We start from the raw sequence: 24,459 nt of genomic DNA, 5'->3' as shown, positions 1-24,459 counted from the left end.
TCCGCGATGGCAGGCGGCGGAAAAAGCAGCGGCGGGGACTTCTGGCCCGGCTTCGTCGATGCGCTGACCAACGTGGTCATCGCGATGGTGTTCGTCATCGTCGTGCTGGCCATCGCGCTGAGCTTCTCGGCGCAGATGCTGGCCAAGCGCATGGCGGCCAAGATCGCCGAACAGGAGGCCGAGCTGGGCCGTGCCCGCCAGGCGGTGGTGGCGCCGGCGGCCGAGAAGGAGAAGCCGGGCGGCACGCCGCCGGTGGTCGACACGGCGGCGCCGCAGCGCACCCGCATCGCCGTGGCCGGCAACGAGGCCGCGCTGGCGGCGAGCGCGGCGGCCGCCAAGGTCAAGCCGGCCGAGCACTACCTGCAGCTGGACTTCGCGCCCGGCGCGCTGACGGTGGACGAGAAGGCCGCCAAGGCGCTGGCCGAGGCGCTGGCGCCACTGAAGGCGCGGCTGGCGGAGTCGCCCGCGCTGCGGATGGAGGTGGTGGCGCTGGGCCCCGAGATCCACCTCAGCGAGAACCAGCGCGCCGCGTTCATCCGCGCGATGGCGGTGCGCAACGAGCTGCTGGGGCAGGGCGTCGCGGGCGACCGCATCGTCACCCGCATCGACATGAAGGCCAGCGCGCCGGCGCCGGCTGTGGCCGTGCGGCTGGGAGAGAAGCCATGACGGCCAACGCCGCGACCCGGGACGCCCCGGTGGACCTGCTGCTGGGCTACTTCGACAACACGCTGGGCCAGACGCGCCGGCTGCGCCGCCCGCGCGCGCTGATCTACGCGGTGGCCGGCATCTGCGCCGCGCTGGCGCTGTGGACGGCGCTGGCGCGCGTGGACCTCGTCGTGCACACGCAGGGCCGCATCGTGCCGTCGGGCAAGCAGCAGCTGGTGCAGCACCTTGAGGGCGGCATCCTGTCCAGGGTGTTCGTGCGCGAGGGCGATGTGGTGGCGGCCGGGCAGTCGCTGGTGGCCGTGTCGGACCTGCAGGCCAACTCGTCCCGCGCCGAGAAGGGCGCGCGGCTGGCCGGCATGGCGTCGCGCGTTGCGCGGCTGGATGCCGAGGCCAGCGGCGCCGGGCGCTTCCAGCCACCGGCCGGCGTGGCCGCCGACGACCCGGCCGTGCGCGCCGAGGCCGAGGCGTTCGCGGCCCGCGCCGCCAAGCTGGCGCAGACCACCCGCGTGCTCGAAGAACAGGCCACCCAGCGCCGCCAAGAGGCCGCCGAGGCCGGCGCGCGCGCCAAGGGCCTGCGCGCCGAGCTGGACGTGGCCCGCTCGCAGCTGGCGCTGGTGCAGAACATGGTGGCGCGCAACGCCGGCTCGCAGAGCGAACTGCTGGACGCACGCGGCCGCGTCGAGCGGCTGACGACGCAGATCGCCGAGACCGAGGCGTCGATGCCGCGCATCGCGGCCGCGGCGTCGGAGCTGTCGGCCCGTCAGGCCGAGGCCATCGCGCAGTTCCGCAGCGAGGCGCGCACGGCGCTCAGCGATGCGCGCGTGGAGCTGCGCCGGCTGGAAGAAGACATCAAGACCGAGAACGACCGCGTGCGCCGCACGGTGCTGACCGCCCCGGTGGCCGGCATCGTCAACAAGCTGGCCAGCAACACGGTGGGTGGCGTCGTGAAGCCCGGCGAGACGCTGCTGGAGCTGACGCCGCTGGACGAGGCGCTGGTGGTGGAGACGCGCGCATCGCCCGCCGAGCGCGGCACGCTGCGCGTGGGGCTGCCCACGCGCGTAAAGGTCGCCGCGTTCGACTACACCGCCTACGGCACGCTGGAGGCCAAGGTCACCGAGATCAGCGCCGACAGCCTGCTGGACGAGCGCGGCGAACGCTACTTCCGCGTCGTCGCGGCCGTGGACCCGGCCAGCGCCCGCCGCTTCGGCCAGCTGCTGGGCCCGGGCATGAGCGTCAGCGCCGACGTCGTGACCGGCCAGCGCACCGTGCTGCAGTACCTGCTTTCTCCGATCCGCGGTTTGGCCGACACGGCACTGCGCGATCGCAAATGATTCCGAGGGAACCGTCATGAGCAACACCCCCGCCGCCACGGTGACCGAGCCGCTGCCCCCGCGCGGCCCGCAGCCGCACGACCACGGCATGGGCCGCCGGCATGTGTTCTTCGTCGCGCTGCCGCTGCTGGCCATGCTGGCCGGCGCCGCGTCGATGTGGCACTTCGTGTCGTTCGCCATCATGTCCAACCCCATCCTGAACGGCATCATCATTGCCGTGCTGTGCTGGGGCATGTGGACCATGGCGGGCCACCTCGTCGAGCTGTTCGGCGAGGACCGCGTGTTCCGTGCCGGCATGCGCTGGCTGCGCGACGGCGACGCCAGCGGCGAGCAGCACCCGCGCCTCGGGCCACCGGCCTTCGTGACCGGCATGCTGGACCGGCTGCAGAAGCTGGGCCTGGGCCACCAGGTCTATATCCACAGCTCCGCGATGGAGCCCGAGATCGAGGCGCTGGAGCAGTACCTGAACAAGCGCCAGGAGCTGAGCCAGTTCCTCGTCGGCCTGATGGTGGGCCTGGGCCTGCTGGGCACTTTCGTCGGCCTGCTGGAGACGCTGGTGGAGACGTCCAGCCTCATCGGCACCATCGCCAAGAGCGCCGGCGGCGGCGCCGACATGGAGGGCGAGTTCGCCAAGATCGTCGGCGGCCTGCAGAAGCCGCTGTCGGCCATGGGCACGGCGTTCTCGGCGTCGATGTTCGGCCTGGTGGGCTCCATCGTGCTGGGCTTCCAGATGGTGGCGGTGCGCAAGGCCGCGACGGACCTCATCGAGACCGTGCGCGGCGAGGTGCTGTCGCTGGCCGAGAAGAGCAGCGTCAACGAGAACGTCGAGATCAGCGAACGCTTCCTGGCCACGCTGCTGGCGGACATCCTGGAGCAGCATCGCGCGTCCAGCGCCGGCCTGGCCGATGTCGTCGCGCGGCTGGACATGCTGGTGCCGCAGGTGGCGCAGATGGCCGGCGCGTCGGCCGCGCTCAGCGAGCGGCTGGCCAGCCAGGAGGCGGTGCTGGAGCGCACGACGGCCACCGTGGGCGGCGTGGGCGACGTGGTGCCGGCGATGGCGCGGCTGGCGAGCGCCGCCGAGGGCATGCTGCAGGAGAGCGGCTCGTCCAACGAGCGCGTCGGCCGCATGCTGGACTTCCTGCCCGCGCAGGAGGCACTGGTGGGCGATGTGCGCACCGCGCTGTCGCGCGTGGAGAGCCTGGAACGCGAGATCGCGACGCTGACGTCGGCCAACCGCGAACTCAAGGACGAGGTGCTGCAGCAGGCCACGCTCGTCAAGCGCATGGACTCGACGCTGTGGAACCTGGAGAAGGACCAGCTGCGCGACGCGCTGAGCGACGACAAGGGGCCACGCACATGAGCCCCGCACGGCCGTCCGAAGGAGCTCAGCGCACGCCTGGCGGGACAGCGCGCAGCGCGAAGGGGGCGCCATGACCGTGTCGATGGACCAGGTGCGCGCGGCGGCTGGCGGCCAGCTGCAGCTGCCGTCGGTGCCGCGAGTCGTGCGCCGGCTCATCAGCCAGCTGCGCGACCCCGGCGCGTCCATCATCGAGCTGGTCGACGAGCTGGAGCAGGAGCCGCAGCTGGCCGCGCGCACGCTGCGCATCGCCAACTCGCCGTACTACGCCGGCCGGCGCAGCCTGGCGAGCCTGAGGGACGCCGTCGCCATCATCGGCACCGACACGCTGCGCACGCTGGTCATCAGCGGCGGGCTGGAGGCGGTGTTCGTCGCCGTGCCGGGCGTGAACCTGCGCCAGTTCTGGCTGGACGCCACCGTCACTGCCAAGGCCGCGCGCAGCCTGGCGCGGCTGGCCGGTGCGGATGCCGAGGCCGCCTTCCTCGCCGGCCTGCTGCACAACGTGGGCCACCTGATGCTGTGCCAGGCCTTCGCCGCCACGCTGCCCGCCGCGCTGGCCGGTGTGCGGTCGGCGCGCGGCGCTGAGCTGGCCGCCCTCGAGCGCGAGGCCTGTGGGCTGGACCATGCGCAGGTCAGCGCCGCGTGGCTGGACGAGCTGGGCTTCCCCGCGTCCGTCGTCGATGCGGTGGCCCACCACCTCGACGCCGATGTCGCCCCCGGCACGCTGGCGCCGGTGCTGGCGCTGGCCACGCAGGTGGCCGCGTCCATCGAGGCGGGCGACAACGCCGAACGCGCGCTGCACAAGCTGGACGCCGGCCTCGTGGCCGCCGCGTCGCTGGTGGCGGACCGGCTGGACGAGCGCTTCGGCGCGCAGTACGCGCAGATCGCCGCCGGAGGCGACGCATGAGCGGCGGCATCGGCAGCGCCACACGGCGGGCCGCTGGCGCGGTGGCGGCGGGCTTCGCGCTGTCGGCCGTGGCCACGGCGACGCTGCTGCACGGCACGCTGACGCACGCGCAGCTGGGCTGGCTGCTGATCATCCACGGGGTGGCGGCGCTCGCCACGCTGGCCGGGCTGTGGGTCGTGTCGCGCTGGTGGCTGCGCGGCGGCGAGCCGCTGATCGCGCAGCTGGACGCCGCGGGCCAGGGCCGCATCGCCGAGCGCGCGCAGGACGGCCCGGTCGAATGGGCCGCGATGTCGCGCAGCATCAACGTGGCGCTGACGCGCATCAAGGCGCAGCTGGACGACCGCGACCAGCGGCTGGGCGAGCTGCATGCCGAGATCTCGGTGGACCCGGTCACGGGCCTGGCCGCGCGCGCGCAGTTCATGGACCGGCTCGCGGTGCTGCTGCACGACCCCGACACCGAGGCCACCGGCGGCCTGGTGCTGCTGCGCGTGGACGACCTCGCCGGCCTGAACCAGCGCGCCGGCCGCGAACGCGCGGACGAGCTGCTCAAGCAGGTGGCCACGCTGATGCGCACGCGGGCGCTGCGGCTGGACGCTGCCGGCGGCACCGTCGCGCGGCTGAACGGCGCGGACTTCGCCGTGCTGGTGCCGCGCGTGGCGCCCGACGCACTGGACGGCTGGACCCGCGAGCTGGCCGATGCGCTGCACGGCCTCAAGCAGCGCGAGCTGACCGACCGGCCGCGCGTGGGCCTGCTAGCGGCCAGCGCCTTCCACGGCGGCGAGACGATAGGCGCCGTCATGTCGCGCGTGGACCGCGGGCTGCAGGCCGGCGAGGGCGGCGACGCGGCGTGGATGATGGTGCGCGCGACGCGCACCGGGCCCACGGTGTCGCTGGCGCAGTGGCGCAGCCTCATCGACGAGGCGCTGCTGACCGGCCGCGTGTCGCTGGCGCTGGCGGCGGTGCGGGCGGTCGACGGCGCCACGGCGCAGCTGCTGGCCGACGCGCAGCTGGAGAACGCCGACGGCCGCCGCTTCGGCGCCGAGGAGGTGCTGCCCGCGGCGCTGCGCACGGCCCGCATCGCCGACGTGGACCTGCGAGTCGCCGAGCTGGCGCTGGCCCGCATCGCCGGCCATGCCGAGGCCTACGAGAAGGTCGCCATCCGCATCTCGCCGCGCTCGGCCGAGCGGCCCACGTTCGTGAGCCGCCTGGACGAGGCGCTGGCCGGCGTGGGGCCGCTGGCGCAGCGGCTGTCGGTGGAGTTCGACATCGACGGCGAACGCCAGGTCCAAAGCGTGCTGGGCCCGCTGACCGCCGTGCTGCAGCGGCACGGTGTCCACATCGGCATCCGCCGCGTGACGGCACCGCCGGAAGACCTGGCGCTGCTGCGCCGCCTGGGCGTGGGCTACCTGCGGCTGGGCAGCAGCCTGAGCACGGGCCTGGCCGGCGACGGCAGCGCCGGCAAGCGCCGGCTGCTGCAGCTGATGGCCGAGCTGGGCTCCTCGGAAAAATTGCGCGTGCTGGCCGCCGATGCGGCCACGCCTGCGGACGCGCAGCTGCTGCGCAGCGTCGGCATCCCCTGCGCGGATGCGATGCAGCCACTCACGGAGTAGTCGATGGACAACGGCAAAGTCGTCATCCACCCGCCCTCGGGCGATGCCACGGTCAAGCTGGCGCTGTCGCGCGCCGCGGTGGCCAAGGTGCAGGTGGCCGGCGTGGACCTGGTGCTGGTCATGGCCGACGGCACGCAGCATGTGCTGCAGGGCGCCGCGCTGCGCGCGCTGGCCGACCCCGACTTCAAGCTGCAGTTCCAGGACGGCGCGACCGAGGCGTCCTCGCTGATCACGCAGGCCGGCCCGGTCAACATCACCGACACGCTGCTGCGCACCGTCGAGAAGAACACCACCGATGCCGACACGCCGGCACCGGCCGCGCGCGAGAGCAGCAGCGACATGCCGCCGCCACCCAAGCCGCTGGTGGAAAGCGGCATGGTGTCGGGCACCGGTGGCGGCGAGGGCGCCAGCAAGGCCGAGTTCCACGACGAGGCGCGGCCGTTCTCGCTGGTCATCCAGGTGGCGCCGCGGCCCGCCGGCGGCCCGCCCGGCGGTGGCACGCCGCCCCCGCCGCCCGCCGCCGCGGTGCTGACGGTGGCCGGCCAGGTGCACAACGTGACGGGCCAGGAGGTCAGCGGCACGACCATCACCGGCTCCGGCGGCTCGGCCGAGTCGGCCACCGATTTCTCGGCCGCCGCGCAGGCCGCGCCCGAGCTCATCCAGGGCACGTCGGGCGACGACACCATCAACGGCGACGGCGGCAAGGGCATGGGCTCGGGCTGGGCGCGCCAGTTCGATATCTCGCTGTCGGCCAAGGCCGGCGCGCTGGTGAAGACGGTGGCCATCACCGGGCTGCCCGAGGGCTTCGAGGTCGTCGGTGCCACCAAGGGCGCCACCGGCTGGGACCTGACGGTGCCCACCGACCCGGCCGCCGCCACGCGCTACAGCGTCATGGTGCGGTACGCCGTCGCGTCCGACGCGGCCGCCGCGCCATCGACGACCTTCGATATCGTCGTCACCGCCACGGCCGACATCGACGGCGCCACCATCGAGGGCAAGCTGACGCTGCCCGCCATCGTGCGCGACGTGACCAGCGCCGCCGACATGGCCTATGACGTCGGCGGCAAGGCCGGCGTCGTGTTCCCGGCCTTCGGCCTGGGCGACGTCATCGACGGCGGCGCCGGCAACGACACCATCAACGGCCTTGTCGGCGCGGACCGCCTCTTCGGCGGCGCCGGCAACGACAAGCTGGACGGCGGCGCCGGCAGCGACTGGCTGGTGGGCGGCGAAGGCGCCGACAAGCTCGTCGGCGGCAGTGGCAACGACACGGCCAGCTACGAAGGCTCGGGCGCGGGCGTCAGCGTGGACCTGGCGGCCAGCACGGCCAGCGGCGGCGACGCCGACGGCGACACGCTGGAAGGCATCGAGAACCTCGCCGGCAGCGGCGGGGCCGACCAGCTGCGCGGCGACGCCGGCGCCAACAGGCTGGACGGTGGCGCCGGCAACGACGTGCTGGAAGGCCGCGGCGGGGCCGACCAGCTGGTGGGCGGCGCGGGCACAGACACGGCCGTCTACAGCGGCTCGAACGCGGGCGTCACCATCGACCTGGCCGCCGGCACCGGCAAGGGCGGCGAGGCCGAGGGCGACACGCTGTCGCAGGTCGAGAACGTCATCGCGTCCGACCATGACGACACGCTGCGTGGCGACGCCGCCGCCAATGTGCTGCAGGCCGGCGCGGGCGACGACCTGCTGGAAGGCCGCGGCGGCGCCGACATGCTGCAGGGCGGTGCCGGCAGCGACACGGCCAGCTACGCCAGCTCGGCTGCCGGCGTCAACGTGAGCCTGGGCACCGGCCAGGGCAGCGGCGGCGACGCGACCGGCGACCGGCTGCAGGACATCGAGCACCTGACCGGCTCCGGCTTCAACGACCTGCTCATCGGCAACGCCGGCGACAACAAGCTCGACGGCGGCGCCGGCGATGACGAGCTGGAAGGCGGCGAGGGCGCCGACACGCTGGTGGGCGGCGAAGGCCGGGACACCGCCAGCTACGTGGACGCGCTGACCGGCGTGACCGCGAACCTGGCCAATGCGGCGCTGAACACCGGCGAGGCGCGTGGCGACACGTACAGCGGCATCGAGAACCTGGCCGGCTCCGAGAACGACGACCTGCTGATCGGCGACGGCTTCGACAACGTGCTGATCGGCAACCCCGGCAACGACGGGCTGCAGGGCGGCGCCGGCGACGACACGCTGATCGGCGGTGCCGGGGCCGACCAGCTCGACGGCGGCGACGGCACCGACACCGCCAGCTACGCCGACTCGCAGGAAGGCGTGAAGGTGGACCTGACCGGCGCCACGCCCAACACTGGCGGCGACGCCGCGGGCGACACGCTGGTGAACGTCGAGAACCTGACCGGCTCGCGCTTCTCCGACCGCCTCGTCGGCGGGGACGGCAACAACGTGCTGGACGGCGGCCGGGGGGCGGACGTGCTGATCGGCGGCGCGGGCGCCGACACGCTGATCGGCGGCGACGGCTCGGACACGGCGGACTACTCCACGTCCACGGTGGCCGTGCAGATCAACCTGACCACCGGCGTCGTCACCGGCGGCGATGCGACGGGCGACACCTTCCAGTCCATCGAGAACCTGACCGGCGGCACGGGCGACGACCAGCTGACCGGCGAGGCCAGCGCCAACACGCTGATCGGCGGTGCGGGCAATGACACGCTGTCCGGCCTGGCGGGCAACGACCGGCTCGACGGCGGCGACGGCGACGACCTGCTGGACGGCGGCACCGGCGCCGACCAACTGAGCGGCGGCGCGGGCACCGACACGGCGACCTACGCGACGTCCAGCCAGGGCGTGCGCGTGAACCTCGCGACCGGCATCGGCCTGGGCGGCGACGCCGAAGGCGACCGGCTCTCGGGCATCGAGAACCTGACCGGCTCCGACAAGGACGACCAGCTGACCGGCACGTCCGGGGTCAACAAGCTGGTGGGCGGTGGCGGTGACGACGTGCTGGACGGTGGCGACGGCGCGGACGTGCTGGATGGCGGCGACGGCAGCGACACGGCCAGCTACGCATCGGCCACCGCCGGCGTGGCTGCCAGCCTGCTGGCGCCCGGCACCAACACCGGCGCGGCGGCGGGGGACAGCTACCTGTCCATCGAGAACCTGACCGGCTCCAACTACAACGACACGCTGGTGGGCGACGCGAACGCCAACGTCATCGCCGGTGGCGATGGCGACGACCTCATCGAAGGCCGCGGTGGCGCGGACGTCATCCAGGGCGGGCTGGGCAATGACACGCTGAGCTACGCCGCCTCGGCGGCCGCCGTGCAGGTGGACCTCGTGGCCGGCACCGGCAACGGCGGCGATGCGCAGGCCAACGTCATCGGCGGCATCGAGAACCTGATCGGCTCCAACTTCGGCGATGCGCTGAAGGGCGACGCGAACGACAACCGGCTGGATGGCGGCAACGGCGACGACCTGCTGGAAGGCGGCGCGGGCGCGGACCAGCTGCTCGGCGGCGCCGGCAACGACACGGCCACCTATGTCGGCTCCACGTCCGGCGTGAAGGCCAGCCTGGTCAACGCGGCCACCAACGCCGGCGATGCGGCCGGCGACAGCTTCCAGTCCATCGAGAACCTGACCGGCTCAGCCTTCGACGACACGCTGGAAGGCGACGCCGGCGTCAACCGGTTGCTGGGCGGCGCGGGCGACGACGTGCTGATCGGCGGCGCCGGGGCGGACGTGCTGTCCGGCGGCGCCGGCAGCGACACCGCCAGCTATGCCGGCGCGCTCAGCGGCCTGACCGTGAGCCTGGCCGACACGGCGCTGAACACCGGCGACGCGGCCGGCGACACGTTCGACGCGATCGAGAACCTGGCGGGTTCGGGCTTCGACGATGTGCTGATCGGCACCACCGGCGCGAACCGCTTGGATGGCGGCGCCGGCAACGACCTGCTGAACGGCGGCGCCGGTGCGGATGCGCTGATCGGCGGCGCCGGCATCGACACCGCCACCTATGCCGCGTCGACCGCGGCCGTGACGGTGAACCTGAGTACCGGCCGCGGCAGCGGCGGCGACGCGCAGGGCGACACGCTGGCGGGCATCGAGAACCTCATCGGCTCGGCGTTCGACGACCAGCTGACCGGCGCTGCCGGCACCAACGTGCTGACCGGCGGTGCGGGCAGCGACACCTACACGGTGGACGACTCGACCGACGTCATCGTCGAAGCGGCCGGCGAGGGCACGGACAGCGTCAATGCGTCCGTCAGCTATGCGTTGTCGGCCAACGTCGAGAACCTGACTCTGACCGGCACCGCCGACATCGACGCGACCGGCAACGTGCTGGACAACGTCCTCACCGGCAACGCCGGCAACAACCTGCTGGACGGCGGCCTGGGCGCCGACCGCATGGCCGGCGGGGCGGGCGATGACAGCTATGTCGTCGAGTCCACTGGCGACGTGGTCACCGAGAACTTCGGCGAAGGCACGGACACCGTGCGTTCGTCCATCAGCTACACGCTGGTCGCCAATGTCGAGAACCTGGTGCTGACCGGCACCGCCAGCAACAGCGCCACCGGCAACGCGCTGGACAACGTCATCACCGGCAACAGCGGCAACAACCTCATCGACGGCGGCGCGGGCGCCGACGCGATGGCGGGTGGTGCCGGTGACGACATCTACGTCGTCGACAACGCCGGCGACACGGTGACGGAAGCCGCGGGCGAGGGCACAGACCTGGTTCGCAGCAGCGTCAGCTTCACGCTGGGCGCCAACATCGAGCACCTGACGCTGACGGGCACGGCCAACATCGACGCGACCGGCAATGCGCTGGCCAACACGCTCACCGGCAACGCCGGCAACAACGTGCTGGACGGAAAGGCCGGCGCCGACCAGATGGCCGGCGGTGCGGGCGACGACACCTACGTCGTCGACAACGCCGGCGACCAGATCACCGAAGCCGCCAACGAGGGTACGGACCTCGTGCGCTCGTCGATCAGCTGGACGCTGGGCGACAACCTGGAGAACCTGGCGCTGCTGGGCGCGGGCAACATCGACGCCACCGGCAACGCGGCCGACAACGTCATCACCGGCAACGCCGGCGCCAACCTCATCGACGGCAAGGCCGGCGCGGACACGATGGCCGGCGGCGCAGGCGACGACAGCTACATCGTCGACAACAGCGGCGACACGGTGGCCGAGGACGCCAATGCGGGCTACGACACGGTTCGCAGCAGCGTGAGCTATGCGCTGTCGGCCAACGTCGAGGAACTGCAGCTCACCGGCACGGGCAACACCAGCGGCACCGGCAACGAGCTGGACAACCGCATCGTCGGCAACAGCGGCGCCAACCTGCTGGACGGCGGCGCAGGCGCCGATGCGATGCTGGGCGGCGCGGGCGACGACACCTACCTCGTCGACGACGCGGGCGACACGGTGACCGAGGCCGCGGGCGGCGGCACCGACCTCGTGCGCAGCAGCGTCAGCTTCACGCTGGGCGCCAACGTCGAGAACCTGGTGCTGACCGGCACCGCGCCGATCAACGCCACCGGCAACGACCTCGACAACGCGTTGACCGGCAACAGCGGCAACAACGTGCTGGACGGCGGCCTGGGCGCCGACGTGATGGCGGGCGGCGCGGGCAACGACACCTACGTCGTCGACAACGCGGCCGACGTCGTCACCGAGAACGCCGGCGAGGGCACCGACACCGTGCGTGCCGGTTTCAGCTACACGCTGGGCGCCCACCTGGAGAACCTGGTGCTGACCGGCACCGGCGACCTGAACGCCACCGGCAACGCGCTGGACAACGCCCTCACCGGCAACAGCGGCAACAACACGCTGGACGGCGGCCTGGGCGCCGACGCGATGGCCGGCGGTGCGGGCAATGACGTCTACGTCGTCGACAACAGCGGCGACACGGTGACGGAGAACGTGGGCGAGGGCATCGACCTCGTGCAGTCCGGCGTCAGCTTCCGGCTGGGCGCCAACATCGAGCAGCTGACGCTGACGGGCACCGCCAACATCGACGGCACCGGCAACGCGCTGGCCAACGTCATCACCGGCAACGCGGGCAACAACGTGCTGGACGGCGGCGCCGGCGCCGACGTGCTGACCGGTGGCGCGGGCGACGACACCTACGTCGTCGACAACGCCGGCGACAGCGTCACCGAACAGGCCGGCGAGGGCGCTGACCTCGTGCGCAGCTCGGTCTCGTGGACGCTGGGCGCGAACCTCGAAAACCTGACGCTGACCGGCGGCGCCGACATCGACGCCACCGGCAACGCGCTGGCCAACGTCATCACCGGCAACGGCGGCAACAACCTCATCGACGGCCGCACCGGCGCCGACCAGATGGCCGGCGGCGCGGGGGACGACACCTACGTCGTCGACAACGCCGGCGACACCGTCACCGAGAACGCCGGCGAAGGCACGGACCTCGTGCGCGCGGGCATCAGCTGGGTGCTGGGCGCCAACGTCGAGAACCTCCAGCTGACCGGCAACGGCGACCTCAACGCCACCGGCAACGAGCTGGACAACCAGCTCACCGGCAACGGCGGCAACAACCTGCTGGACGGCAAGGCCGGCGCCGACGCGATGGCGGGCGGCGCGGGCGATGACAGCTACCTCGTCGACAACGCCGGCGACACCGTCACCGAAGGCGTGGGCGAGGGCGCGGACCAGGTGTTCGCCAGCGTCAGCTTCCGCCTCGGCGAGAACCTGGAAGACCTGACGCTGACCGGCAGCGCCAACATCAACGCGACCGGCAACTCGGCCGCCAACCGGCTGACCGGCAACAGCGGCAACAACCAGCTGGACGGCGGCGCGGGTGCCGACCAGATGGCCGGCGGCGCCGGCGACGACAGCTATGTCGTCGACAACGCCGGCGACGTGGTGACCGAGAACGCCGGCGAGGGCACGGACACCATCCGCTCGTCCGTCACGCTCGTGCTGCCGGCCAACGTCGAGAACCTGGTGCTGACGGGCAGCACCAACATCGACGCGACCGGCAATGCGCTGGACAACGTCATCACCGGCAACGCCGGCAACAACACGATCGACGGCGGCGCCGGCGCCGACGCGATGGCCGGCGGCGTCGGCAACGACAGCTACGTCGTCGACAACGCCGGTGACACGGTGCTGGAGGCGGCCGGCGAGGGCACGGACCTCGTGCGCTCAAGCGTCACGTTCACGCTGGGCCCCAACCTCGAGAACCTGCTGCTGACCGGCAGCGCCAACATCGACGGCACCGGCAACGAGCTGGCCAACCAGATCACCGGCAACAGCGGCAACAACACGCTGGATGGCGGCGCCGGCGCCGACACGCTGGCCGGTGGCGCGGGCAACGACACCTACGTCGTCGACGACCTCGGCGACACCGTCACCGAGTTCAGCGGCCAGGGCACGGACACCGTGCGTTCCAGCGTCACGTTCGCGCTGGGCGCCAACCTCGAGCGCCTGGTGCTGACCGGCACCGGCGACATCAACGCCACCGGCAACGAGCTGGACAACCAGCTGACCGGCAACCTCGCCAACAACACGCTGGACGGCGGCCTGGGCGCCGACGCGATGGCCGGCGGCGCGGGCAATGACATCTACGTCGTCGACAACGCCGGCGACGTGGTGACCGAGAACGCCGGCGAGGGCACGGACACCGTGCGCGCCAGCATCAGCTACGCGCTGGGCGCCAACGTCGAGAACCTGGTGCTGACCGGCACCGGCAACCTCGGCGCCACCGGCAACGAGCTGGACAACCAGATCACCGGCAACGCCGGCGCCAACCTCATCGACGGCGGCACCGGCGCCGACCGCATGGCCGGCGGCGCGGGGGACGACACCTACCTCGTCGACAACGCGGGCGACACCGTCACCGAGGCGGTGGGCGAGGGCACGGACCTCGTGCGCAGCAGCGTCAGCTTCACGCTGTCGGCCAGCGTCGAGAACCTGATCCTCACGGGCGCGGCCGACATCGACGGCACCGGCAACGGCCAGGCCAACCAGCTGACCGGCAACAGCGGCAACAACGTGCTGGACGGCGGCGCGGGCGCCGACGTGATGACCGGCGGCCTGGGTGACGACACCTATGGCGTGGACAACGCCGGCGACCAGGTCATCGAGGCCAGCGGCGAGGGCACGGACACCGTGCGTTCCAGCATCAGCTACACGCTGGGCGCCACGCTGGAGAACCTGGTGCTGACCGGCACCGGCAACATCAGCGGCACCGGCAACGCGGGCGCCAACAGCATCACCGGCAACGCGGCGGCCAACGTCATCGATGGCGGCGCGGGCGCCGACACGATGGCCGGCGGCGGCGGAGACGACACCTTCTACGTGGACACCGCGGGCGACGTCGTCGTCGAGGATGTCGGCGCGGGCAACGACACCGAGATCTCGTCCGTCAGCCGCGTGCTGGCCGCCAACGTCGAGAACCTCATCCTGACCGGGTCGGCCAACCTGACCGGCACCGGCAACGAACTGGCCAACCAGCTCACCGGCAACGCCGGCAACAACACGCTGGACGGCGGTGCGGGCGCGGACCTGATGGCCGGTGGTGCCGGTGACGACGCCTATGTGGTGGACGACGCCGGCGACCAGGTCGTCGAGAACCCCGGCGAAGGCACGGACACCGTGCGCGCCGCGGCCAGCTTCGCGCTGGGCGCCAACATCGAGAACCTGGTGCTGACCGGCACGGCCAGCGTGGACGGCACCGGCAACGAGCTGGACAACGTCATCACCGGCAACAGCGGCGCCAACGTGCTGGACGGCGGCGCGGGCGCCGACCGCCTCGTCGGCGGCACGGGCAACGACACCTACGTCATCGACGACGCGGGCGACGTCATCGTCGAGAACGCCGGCGAGGGCACGGACACCGTGCGATCCGGCATCAGCTACACGCTGGGCGCCAACCTCGAGAACCTGGTGCTGACCGGCACGGACCGCATCGACGCGACCGGCAACGCGGTGGCCAACGTCATCACCGGCAACGTCAACAACAACCTCATCGACGGCGGCCTGGGCGCCGACACGATGAGCGGCGGCGCCGGCAACGACACCTACCTCGTCGACAACGCGGGCGACGTCGTCATCGAAGCCGCGGGCGAGGGCGTGGACCTGGTGCGCGCCAGCGTCAGCTTCGCGCTGGGTGCCAACGTCGAGAACCTTGTGCTGACCGGCAGCAACGACATCAATGCCACCGGCAACTCGCTGGCCAACCAGCTGACCGGCAACAGCGGCGCCAACGTGCTGGACGGCGGCGCCGGCGCCGACCAGCTGGCCGGCAGCACGGGGGACGATACCTACGTCGTCGACAACGGCAGCGACGCCATCACCGAGTACACCGCCGAGGGCTACGACACGGTGCAGGCGTCCGTCAGCTGGACGCTGGGCCCCAACCTGGAGGCACTGCTGCTGCTGGGCAGCAACAACCTCAACGGCACCGGCAACGACCTGGCCAACTCGCTGACCGGCAACACCGGCAACAACGTGCTGGACGGCGGCCTGGGCGCCGACACGATGGCCGGCGGCGCCGGCAACGACACCTACGTCGTCGACAACGCCGGCGACGTCGTCACCGAGAACCCGGGCGAGGGCAGCGACACGGTGCAGGCGTCCATCAGCTATGTGCTGGTCAATGAGGTCGAGAACCTGACGCTCACAGGCACGGCCAACCTGAACGGCACCGGCAACGCGCTGGACAACGTCATCACCGGCAACAGCGGCAACAACCAGCTGGACGGTGGCGCCGGCGCCGACCGCCTGGTGGGCGGCGCGGGCAACGACAGCTATGTCGTCGACAACAGCGGCGACACGGTCGTCGAGGCCGCCGGCGGCGGCACGGACACCGTGTCGGCCAGCCTCAGCCACGGCCTGGCCGACAACGTCGAGAACCTGGTGCTCACCGGCACGGCTGACATCGACGGCACCGGCAACGAGCTGAACAACCAGATCACCGGCAATGCCGGCGCCAACGTGCTGGACGGTGGCGAGGGCGACGACCGCCTCGTCGGCGGCGCGGGCAACGACATCTACGTCGTCGACAGCGTGGGCGACCTCATCACCGAGAACGCCGGCGAAGGCACGGACACCGTGCGCAGCTCCATCAGCTGGGTGCTGGGCGCCAACCTGGAGAACCTGGAGCTGACGGGCGCGGACGCCATCGACGCCACCGGCAACGGCCTCGTCAACCTGCTGACCGGCAACGAAGGCAACAACCAGCTCGACGGCGGCGCGGGCGCCGACCAGATGACCGGCGGCCTGGGTGACGACACCTACGTCGTCGACAACGCCGGCGACCTGGTCGTCGAGTTCTTCGGCGAGGGCACGGACACGGTGCTGACCGGCATCAGCTACACGTTGACGGCCAACGTCGAGACGCTGGTGCTGACGGGCACCGGCGACATCAACGGCACCGGCAACGCGTTGGGCAACACCATCACCGGCAACAGCGGCAACAACCAGCTCGACGGCGGGCAGGGCGCCGACGTGCTGGTGGGCGGCGCGGGCAACGACACCTACGTCGTCGACAACGTCGGCGACTCGCTGTACGAGCAGGCCGGCGGCGGCACCGACACGGTGCTGTCCAGCGTCAGCTGGGCGCTGTCGGCCAACTTCGAGAACCTAACGCTGACCGGCAGCGCCAACATCTCGGCCACCGGCAACAGCGCTGCGAATGTGCTGACCGGCAACGCCGGCAACAACCTCATCGTCGGCGGCGGCGGCGCCGACACCATCAGCGCCGGCGCGGGCGCCGACACCATCCTCGTCGCGGACCTGACCTTCGCGTCCGTCAACGGCGGCAGCGGCGTGGACAGCCTGAAGCTGGACGGGCTGGGCGTCAGCAACGTCAACCAGCTGACCGCCAAGGTCCAGGGCATCGAGGTGCTGGACTTCTTCGGTGGTACGGCCGAGACCGTCACGGTGCGCTCGGCCGACGTGAACACCACCAGCTTCGTCGGCGCCGACGGTGGCGGCAAGCTGGAGCTGCTGCTGGACGGCAACGACCTGCTGCTGCTCAACAGCAGCGACTACAACAACGCGACCGACTACCGCACCAACGCGCCGGACGTGCTGCTGACCAACGGCAACACCGGCAAGCTGCTGACGGCCATCACGGCGGGCGGCGTGAACCTGGCCATCGACATCAGCGGCCTGGTGCTGCCCAGCCTGTCGGACCTGCGCACGCTGTGGGGCATGTCGGCCGACCCGACCTTCGCCAGCATCGGCGGCAAGATCACCTGGCTGGACGCGACCGACCTGGACGGCAACGGCACGTCCTCGGGCCTGGGCGAGGCCGGCCTCATCAACGGCAACGGCAACCTCAGCACCTGGGTCGACAAGAGCGGCAGCGGCAACAACTTCACGCAGGCCACGGCCAGCGCGTCACCCAAGCTGGACCTGACCGGCCTGAACGGCCAGCCCACCATCAGCTTCGACGGCAACGACAACCTCACCAGCAGCCTGTGGGTGGGGCAGAACTACTCGCTGTTCGTCGTCGGCCAGCTGACCGGCACGCAGAACGGGCGGCTGGTGTCCTCGTCCACCGACAACTCGCTGATCGGCTGGCACGGCGGCTACCAGGACCAGCTGTACGGCCAGAACTGGGTGTCGCAGACCAACGGCACGGTGCAGCCCAACACGCCCATCCTCTACACGGCGGCCGACCAGGTCGGCGCCGGCGTGCTCTACAAGAACGGCGTGGCGCTGCCGGCCACCGGCAGCACCTTCGATGGCTGGCTGGGCAAGGTGCAGCTGTCGGGCTACGGCGGTGCCAACAGCGAGGCCAGCCGCGGCGCGGTGTCGGAGCTGCTGGTGTTCGACCACGTGCTGTCCGCCGGCGAGCAACGCGTCATCGAGAACTACCTGGCCACCAAGTGGGGCGTGGGCACGGCGGCCAACCTGACCGGCGGCGCGCTGGGCACCGTCGGGCTGGACGCGCTGTGGACCGGCGCCAAGATCCAGTTCGGCACCGCGTCCGCCGAGACGCTGACCGCGGCCTACAACGGCGCGTCGGCGCGCGGCACGGGCCGCGTGGATGCGGTCATGTTCGGCGGTGACGGCAACGACACGCTGAACGGCGGCGTGCGCGTGGACGCGCTGTTTGGCGGCAACGGCAACGACACGCTGGACGGCAAGGCCGGGGCCGACTGGATGGCCGGCGGTGCGGGCAACGACACCTACACCATCGACGACGTCGGCGACACGGTGGTGGAAGAGACCAACGCAGGCACCGACCTGGTGTTGAGCGCCGTCAGCTACACCTTGACGGCCAACGTCGAGAACCTGACGCTGACCGGCACGGCCGCCATCAACGGCGCCGGCAACGCGCTGGCCAACACCATCCTCGGCAACAGCGGCGCCAACCGCATCGACGGCGGCGCCGGCGCCGACACGATGACCGGCGGCGCGGGCAACGACGTCTACTTCGTCGACAACGCGGGCGACCTCGTCAACGAGAACGCGAGCGAAGGCACTGACGCGGTCTACGCCGCCACCAGCTACACGCTGGCCGCCAACGTCGAGAACATCTACTACATCGGCCGCGCGGCGGGCACCATCACCGGCAACACGGCCAACAACCAGCTGTATGCCAGCGTCTACAGCGGCATCGCGACGACGATGGCTGGCGGCACCGGCGACGACAGCTACTACCAGCAGGCCGATGGCTTCGGCAACTTCAACCTGAACCTGAACGTCGTCGAGAACGCGGGCGAGGGCACCGACACCGTCTACCTGCAGCGCACCACCAACAACGCGACGATGCTGAGCTTCACGCTGCCGGCCAACGTCGAGAACCTGGACCTCTCGTCCTCGTACAACGTCAACGGCGTCGGCAACGCGCTGGATAACGTGCTCACCGGGCCAAGCAACCTGGGCACGCCCAACGCGGTGTCGCTGACCGGCGGCGCGGGCAATGACACCTACATCGTGTCCCTGCCGTTCACGAGCATCGTGGAGAACAGCGGCGAGGGCACGGACACCGTGCAGGCCAGCATCGACTTCCGCGCGCCGGCCAACGTCGAGAACCTGACGGCCGGCAACCAGAACAACCTCAAGCTGTTCGGCAATGCGCTGAACAACACGCTGACCGGCACGCAGGCCAACGAGCGGCTGGACGGCGGCGCCGGCAACGACACGATGGTGGGCGGCGCCGGCGACGACACCTACGTCGTCGACAGCGCGTCCGACGTCATCACCGACACCGTCGGCCTGGACAGCATCGAGACCAGCCTAGCCAGCTACACGCTGGGCACCGGCCTGGAGCGGCTGAGCTTCACCGACACCGGCGCCCACACCGGCACCGGCAACGCGCTGGCCAACCTCATCGTCGGCAACAGCGGCAACGACACGCTCGCCGGACTGGACGGCAACGACACGCTGTACGGCGGCGGCGGCGCCGACACGCTGAACGGCGGCAACGGCGACGACCTGCTCGTGGCCGGCAGCCGCCCCAGCCCGTTTGCGGGCCAGCAGCAGAGCGGCCTGCGTGGCGAGTACTGGAACAACCAGAGCTGGCTGGGCGTGCCCGTGCTGACGCGCCAGGACGCCGACATCAACTTCAGCTGGGGCAGCGGCTCGCCGGCCACCGGCGTCATCGGCGTCGACAACTTCTCGGCGCGCTGGACGGGCTACATCAACATCGCGACCGCCGGCACCTACACCTTCGCCGTCCGCTCCGACGACGCGGCCTCGCTCAGCATCGACGGCCAGTTCCTCGTCAGCAGCACCTATGCCGCCGGCCAGGTCAACTCGCTCGCGCTGACGCTGAGCGCCGGGCTGCATGCCATCCAGATGCAGTCCAACGAAGGCTCGGGCGGCGCCTATGCGCAGCTGCTGTGGACGACGCCGGCCTCGGCGACGATGACGGCCGTGCCGTCGTCGGTGTTCAGCTACGGCGACGCGGCCGCCACGGACGCGGCCGGCGACACGCTCAACGGTGGCGCCGGCAACGACACGCTGGTGGGCGGCCCCAACGTCGACGTGCTGTCCGGCGGCACGGGCGATGACACCTACGTCGTCACCAACCAGACCGACACGCTGGTCGAGGCCGCGGGGGAGGGCACCGACACCGTGCAATCCAGCGCCACGTTCACGCTGGCCAGCCTGCCCAACATCGAGAACATCACGCTGACCGGCAGCGCCGCCGTGAACGCGACCGGCAATGCGGCCGCCAACACGCTGACGGGCAATGCCGCGGCCAACACGCTGGACGGCGGCGATGGCAACGACACGCTGATCGGCGGCGGTGGCGCGGACACGCTGATCGGCGGCAACGGCAACGACAACCTCACCGGCGACGGCGGCAGCACGCTGCAGGGCGGCGATGGTGACGACGTGCTGCGGCTGGGCAATGTCAGCGCCTGGACACCGGGCCAGCTGAACAACCTGTCCCTGTGGCTGGACGCTGCCGACCTCGACGGCGACGGCGTGCGCGAAGGCTTCGCCGAAAGCGGGCTGACCGCCGACGGCCGCGTGGCCCTGTGGCGCGACAAGAGCGGCAACGGCCGCGACGCGACCGCCAGCAACGGCAGCTACGAGCCCTTGTTCATCGCCGACGGCATGAACGGCCTGCCGACGCTGCGGCTGGACGGCCTCGATGACCGGCTGTCCGTCAGCCTGCCCACCATCGCCTCCGGCGGCAGCCTCTACTGGGTGCAGCGCAGCGGCGACAGCTTCTCCATGCCCATGTACACCGGCGCCAGCGGCAGCGCCTGGCTGCTGATCTCGGGGCAGGGCGACAACACCACCGACGTGGTCGGCTCCGGCAACACCAACCTCAAGTCCGCCTGGACAGTGGATGGCACGCTGCAGACCTGGAACACGCGCGCCAACGTCTACACGACGCTGACCGAGGCGACGCACGTGGTCTCCACCGTCAACCAGGCGCTGAGCTTCAACGGCACGCTGACCATCGGCAGCACCTACGGCGGCCAGTGGAACACCAGCGCCGACTACAGCGAGGTCGTCGTCACCGGCACCACGCTGAGCGCGGCCGACCAGCAGCGGCTGGACGGCTACCTGGCCTGGAAATGGGGCACCGTCGGCCAGCTGGCCGCGGCCAACCCGTACAAGACGGCCGCGCCCACCGTCTTCACCATCGCGAGCACGGGCGGCTCGCTGTTCGGCGGCGTCGGCAACGACACGCTGACCGGCGGCAACGGTGACGACCTGCTGGACGGCGGCGTGGGCAACGACGCGATGGCCGGCGGCATGGGCAACGACACCTACGTCGTCGACTCGCTGTCTGACACCGTCACCGAGGCCGCCAGCGAGGGCGCGGACCTCGTGCAGGCCAGCATCAGCTGGACGCTGGGCGTGAACGTGGAGAACCTGACGCTGACCGGTGCTGCCGCCATCAACGGCACCGGCAACACGCTGGACAACGTGCTGGTGGGCAACGGCGCCGCCAACACGCTGACCGGCCTGGCCGGCAACGACGTGCTGGACGGCGGCGCGGGCGCCGACACGCTGATCGGCGGCACCGGCAACGACAGCTATGTCGTCGACAACCTCGGCGACGTCATCACCGAGAACGCGGGCGAGGGCGCCGACAGCGTGACCGCGTCCGTCAGCTACACGCTGGCCGCCAACGTCGAGAACCTGGCGCTGGCCGGCACCGCCAACCTGAACGCCACCGGCAACGCGCAGGACAACCAGCTGACCGGCAACAGCGGCGACAACCTGCTGGACGGCGGCGCCGGTGCCGACGCGATGGCTGGCGGCGCCGGCAACGACATCTACATCGTCGACAACGCCGCCGACACCGTCACCGAGGCCGCCAACGCCGGCACGGACGTTGTGCAGTCGTCCATCAGCTTCGCGCTGCCGGTCAACGTCGAGCAACTCATCCTGACCGGCTCGGCGGCCATCGACGCCACCGGCAACGGCCTGAACAACCAGCTGACCGGCAACGCCGGCGACAACGTGCTGGACGGCGGCGCCGGCGCCGACGCGATGGCAGGTGGCGCGGGCAACGACACCTACGTCGTCGACAACGCCGGCGACACGGTCACGGAAGGCGCCAACGCCGGCACGGACACCGTGCAGGCATCGGTGTCGCACACGCTGGACGCCAACGTCGAACACCTGACGCTGACCGGCGGTGCCGCCATCAACGGCACCGGCAACGCGCTGGACAACCAGATCACCGGCAACGCCGCGGCCAACACGCTGACCGGTGGCGATGGCAACGACACGCTGACCGGCGCCGGTGGCCTGGACACGCTGCTGGGCGGCAACGGCGACGACACGCTGATCGCCGCGTCGCCGGCCGATCTGGCCTCGGCCGACGGCGGCGCGGGCGTGGACCTGCTGAAGTTCACGAGCGTCGGCGCCAGCTTCGACATCGCGTCGCTGATCAACGTCGCCCGCAACATCGAGGCACTGGACCTACGCAACGGCAGCGCCGGCAGCATCGATCTGTCCAGCCTGGGGCTGACCAGCATCACCGACGCCAACCACTCGCTGACGCTGAAGCTGGACACCGGCGACGTCATCAACGTGGCCGCCGGCACCCAGCTGCAGCAACTCACCACCGGCACCGATCCGTACGGCAACGCGCTGGTCGACTACGCCGTCATGGAAGACCAGGCCGGCGTCTGGGTGCAGACGTCGACGCTGCACGTCGTGACGGGAGGCGGCGGCTGAGCGGCGGGCTCGCCGCCTGCTCAGCTGAATTGCCGACAATGTGCATTATGTCTAATTGGTAATCTTGCCAATCTCACATCAGTGTCGGGTACTCATGCCAAACAGGCCAAATGGCGGGCCCATGTGATCTCTGCTTCAGCAGCCGCATCGACAAGCGTTTAGCGCAGGATCACGCGCCGCTGGCGCGATCGCACACAGTTGACCACACCAGCGCCCCCGTCGCACAGAACTGTCTTCCCCGATGACGCCGCACAGAGATGTCATCGTCTGGCTGCGTCGCGCAGAGTTGCCTCCCGTCGGCTTGCACCGCACCAACTTGCCATGGCTGATCAGCTTCGCCAGGCCTTCCAGCAGCGCCGTTTACGCGTCGATGGCCTGGCCCAATTGGTCGCGCTCGACGCGGCGGTCTTGAAGCAACAGCACGTTGAGCCGATCGTCCCGTGTGAAACCCGCCAGATAGCGGCTCGGGACGTAGTGGTGGCCCATGCGCGGACTTCGGGAGTGGCGTCAGGCTACGACTTTGAAACCGGAACGACGCTTCTCAGAGCGGGATGCGGAACTCGTCGCGCGAGCGACCCGCCGCCTCGTAGGCGGCCAGCCATCTCGCGGGTCGACCGCGCCCGGACCAGGTGTTCTCGGGGTTCTGGGGATCACGGTACAGCGGCACCGCAGCGCCGAATACCCGCTTGGAGCTTTTCGTGTCAGCGGCGTCGTAGGGTTCGAGTGCCTGCATCGCCTCCCGCACCGTGAATCCGGCTGCTTCGATCTTCCTGGCAAATCCATCTGCCAGCACCTTCAACTCCTCGATGCGTCTGGCGGCGATCTGCTGGTCAAGGGCTTTCCTGAGGGTGACGAGTTCGTTGTACGAGAGCGTGGAGACGTCGGGCGCGGTCATCAGGTCTGTCTGGAGTCCAGTCGTGGTTCGTCCTCGAGAAGTTTAGGGGCCGCCGGCGGCACCGGCCGGAGCAAGCCACTGGGGCGGCGGCGCCGCGTGACGCCATGTCGGCGCCAGCTACATCTTGGACAGCAGGGCGACCAACAGCGCGATCCCAACCATCGCAGCGGCGGGGTTGGTCTTCTTCTCGGCCACGATCGTGAGCCCTTCCCTCTTCACGCGCTCCTCCGCGCGCTCCACTTCGGCCAGCAAGTCCGCCGGCGTCGTGCCGATCCTGAGCGCGCATTGCCTGAGCTGCCAGATGTTCATCACTGTGTCCCCGCTCTCGATGCGCGAGTAGGCGGATTGAGTCATCCCCAGCACGGCAGCCAAATCGGCCTGTTGGACGCCGCCTGCCTGGCGGGCTTGCTTGATGACCTGACCGACCAGCGACGGATAGGGAACTTCCGGAGACGGCAAAGCTGGGCTTGACGCAACATTCATATATTCGTCTAATGCATGTATGTACCAAACTGATTTTGCCTCAATGAACCCCTCCACGGACATCCATCTGCTACCGGCCGGCACGGTCGTTACAACCTCGCGAGGCCTGTACGGGCATGTGGGGATCCTGACGGAGCCGACCTATGGCACCGAACGGCGGGTCATCTCACTCAACCCCGGCCCCCTGGGCAACCAGGTTCTTGAAGAGTCGCTGTCGACCTTTTCCCGTGGCAAGCCCATAAAGGCACTTCCCACGAAAACGGCTGCGCCGTCCTGGGTTGTCCTGTCTCGCGCCCGGTCTGGCCAGCACCCGCCCTACGCCTGGATGACGTTCAACTGCGAGCACTACGTCAACTTCGCGCTGGGCACTCCTATCCGCAGTCCTCAAATCGCTTTCTGGAGTCTGGCGGCAATGGCACTACTCGTCTTGAACCGGTGACGTCACTGCACTACTTGGGCAAGCCAGCCGGCGGAACGGCTCCGTTGATCAGGAAATCATGGTCATCGAAGCGCTGCCCTTGCCGCATCTGCCGACGCCCAAGCAGAGAGCGACTGCCAACTGATCGCCCTCTTCCGGCCGCCAAAAGGTGTGAACCGCCCTCCTCCAGAGGCCAAGC

Annotated in this window: 10 protein-coding genes; 7 read left to right on the top strand and 3 right to left on the bottom strand. The window is 70.8% G+C overall.

All coding sequences use genetic code 11. The features are described 5' to 3' along the window. The first annotated feature begins 6 nt into the window (after positions 1-6). From AC1Q7O_RS26050 to AC1Q7O_RS26025, 6 genes are all read left to right on the top strand, one after another. Positions 7-666 carry a hypothetical protein gene (locus AC1Q7O_RS26050; protein ID WP_492662075.1) on the top strand — a complete coding sequence of 220 codons (660 nt, stop codon included), beginning with the start codon at positions 7-9 and terminating at the stop codon, positions 664-666. Then, positions 663-1,997: an HlyD family type I secretion periplasmic adaptor subunit gene (locus AC1Q7O_RS26045; protein ID WP_492662074.1), complete on the top strand. Its 1,335-nt coding sequence runs from the start codon at positions 663-665 to the stop codon at positions 1,995-1,997. The genes AC1Q7O_RS26050 and AC1Q7O_RS26045 overlap by 4 nt, the downstream gene beginning before the upstream one ends. Positions 1,998-2,013: 16 nt before the next feature. Beyond that, positions 2,014-3,357, top strand: a complete 1,344-nt coding sequence (locus tag AC1Q7O_RS26040) for a hypothetical protein (RefSeq protein ID WP_492662073.1) — start codon at positions 2,014-2,016, stop codon at positions 3,355-3,357. Between the two features lie 70 nt (positions 3,358-3,427). Beyond that, positions 3,428-4,261 carry an HDOD domain-containing protein gene (locus tag AC1Q7O_RS26035; protein ID WP_492662072.1) on the top strand — a complete coding sequence of 278 codons (834 nt, stop codon included), beginning with the start codon at positions 3,428-3,430 and terminating at the stop codon, positions 4,259-4,261. Continuing rightward, entirely contained in the window at positions 4,258-5,871 is a 1,614-nt protein-coding gene (locus AC1Q7O_RS26030) for an EAL domain-containing protein (protein ID WP_492662071.1), read from the top strand. The genes AC1Q7O_RS26035 and AC1Q7O_RS26030 overlap by 4 nt, the downstream gene beginning before the upstream one ends. 3 nt (positions 5,872-5,874) lie before the next feature. Continuing rightward, complete coding sequence (locus AC1Q7O_RS26025) at positions 5,875-22,464, top strand: PA14 domain-containing protein (protein ID WP_492662070.1); 16,590 nt, start codon at positions 5,875-5,877, stop codon at positions 22,462-22,464. A 360-nt stretch (positions 22,465-22,824) separates the two neighbouring features. On the opposite strand, the gene AC1Q7O_RS26020 is transcribed toward AC1Q7O_RS26025, so the two are convergent. The 3 genes from AC1Q7O_RS26020 to AC1Q7O_RS26010 all read right to left on the bottom strand — a co-directional run bounded on the left by AC1Q7O_RS26020 (position 22,825) and on the right by AC1Q7O_RS26010 (position 23,818). Further along, a complete protein-coding gene (locus AC1Q7O_RS26020; protein ID WP_492662069.1) occupies positions 22,825-22,950 on the bottom strand; it encodes a hypothetical protein in 126 nt (41 codons plus the stop codon). Positions 22,951-23,005: 55 nt separating this feature from the next. Next, the gene (locus tag AC1Q7O_RS26015; RefSeq protein ID WP_492662068.1) at positions 23,006-23,359 is read right to left on the bottom strand and encodes an H-NS histone family protein; all 354 of its coding nucleotides are present in this window, start codon (positions 23,357-23,359) and stop codon (positions 23,006-23,008) included. A gap of 117 nt (positions 23,360-23,476) precedes the next feature. Next, the gene (locus AC1Q7O_RS26010) at positions 23,477-23,818 is read right to left on the bottom strand and encodes a helix-turn-helix domain-containing protein (RefSeq protein ID WP_492662067.1); all 342 of its coding nucleotides are present in this window, start codon (positions 23,816-23,818) and stop codon (positions 23,477-23,479) included. Between the two features lie 67 nt (positions 23,819-23,885). On the opposite strand from AC1Q7O_RS26010, the gene AC1Q7O_RS26005 reads away from it, so the two are divergent. Beyond that, positions 23,886-24,281 (top strand): hypothetical protein, encoded by a 396-nt coding sequence (locus tag AC1Q7O_RS26005; protein WP_492662066.1) that lies wholly within the window; start codon positions 23,886-23,888, stop codon positions 24,279-24,281. Positions 24,282-24,459 lie beyond the last annotated feature (178 nt).

It is taken from the genome of Roseateles sp. GW823-FHT07B05 (genome assembly GCF_058794515.1).
This window is presented reverse-complemented; position numbering and strand designations above follow the sequence as displayed.

Coding starts and splice junctions, on each gene's coding strand:
- AC1Q7O_RS26020 (WP_492662069.1), bottom strand. CDS start 22,950: ATGGGCCACCACTACGTCCCGAGCCGCTATCTGGCGGGTTTCACACGG.
- AC1Q7O_RS26035 (WP_492662072.1), top strand. CDS start 3,428: ATGACCGTGTCGATGGACCAGGTGCGCGCGGCGGCTGGCGGCCAGCTG.
- AC1Q7O_RS26005 (WP_492662066.1), top strand. CDS start 23,886: ATGAACCCCTCCACGGACATCCATCTGCTACCGGCCGGCACGGTCGTT.
- AC1Q7O_RS26015 (WP_492662068.1), bottom strand. CDS start 23,359: ATGACCGCGCCCGACGTCTCCACGCTCTCGTACAACGAACTCGTCACC.
- AC1Q7O_RS26050 (WP_492662075.1), top strand. CDS start 7: ATGGCAGGCGGCGGAAAAAGCAGCGGCGGGGACTTCTGGCCCGGCTTC.
- AC1Q7O_RS26040 (WP_492662073.1), top strand. CDS start 2,014: ATGAGCAACACCCCCGCCGCCACGGTGACCGAGCCGCTGCCCCCGCGC.
- AC1Q7O_RS26030 (WP_492662071.1), top strand. CDS start 4,258: ATGAGCGGCGGCATCGGCAGCGCCACACGGCGGGCCGCTGGCGCGGTG.
- AC1Q7O_RS26045 (WP_492662074.1), top strand. CDS start 663: ATGACGGCCAACGCCGCGACCCGGGACGCCCCGGTGGACCTGCTGCTG.
- AC1Q7O_RS26025 (WP_492662070.1), top strand. CDS start 5,875: ATGGACAACGGCAAAGTCGTCATCCACCCGCCCTCGGGCGATGCCACG.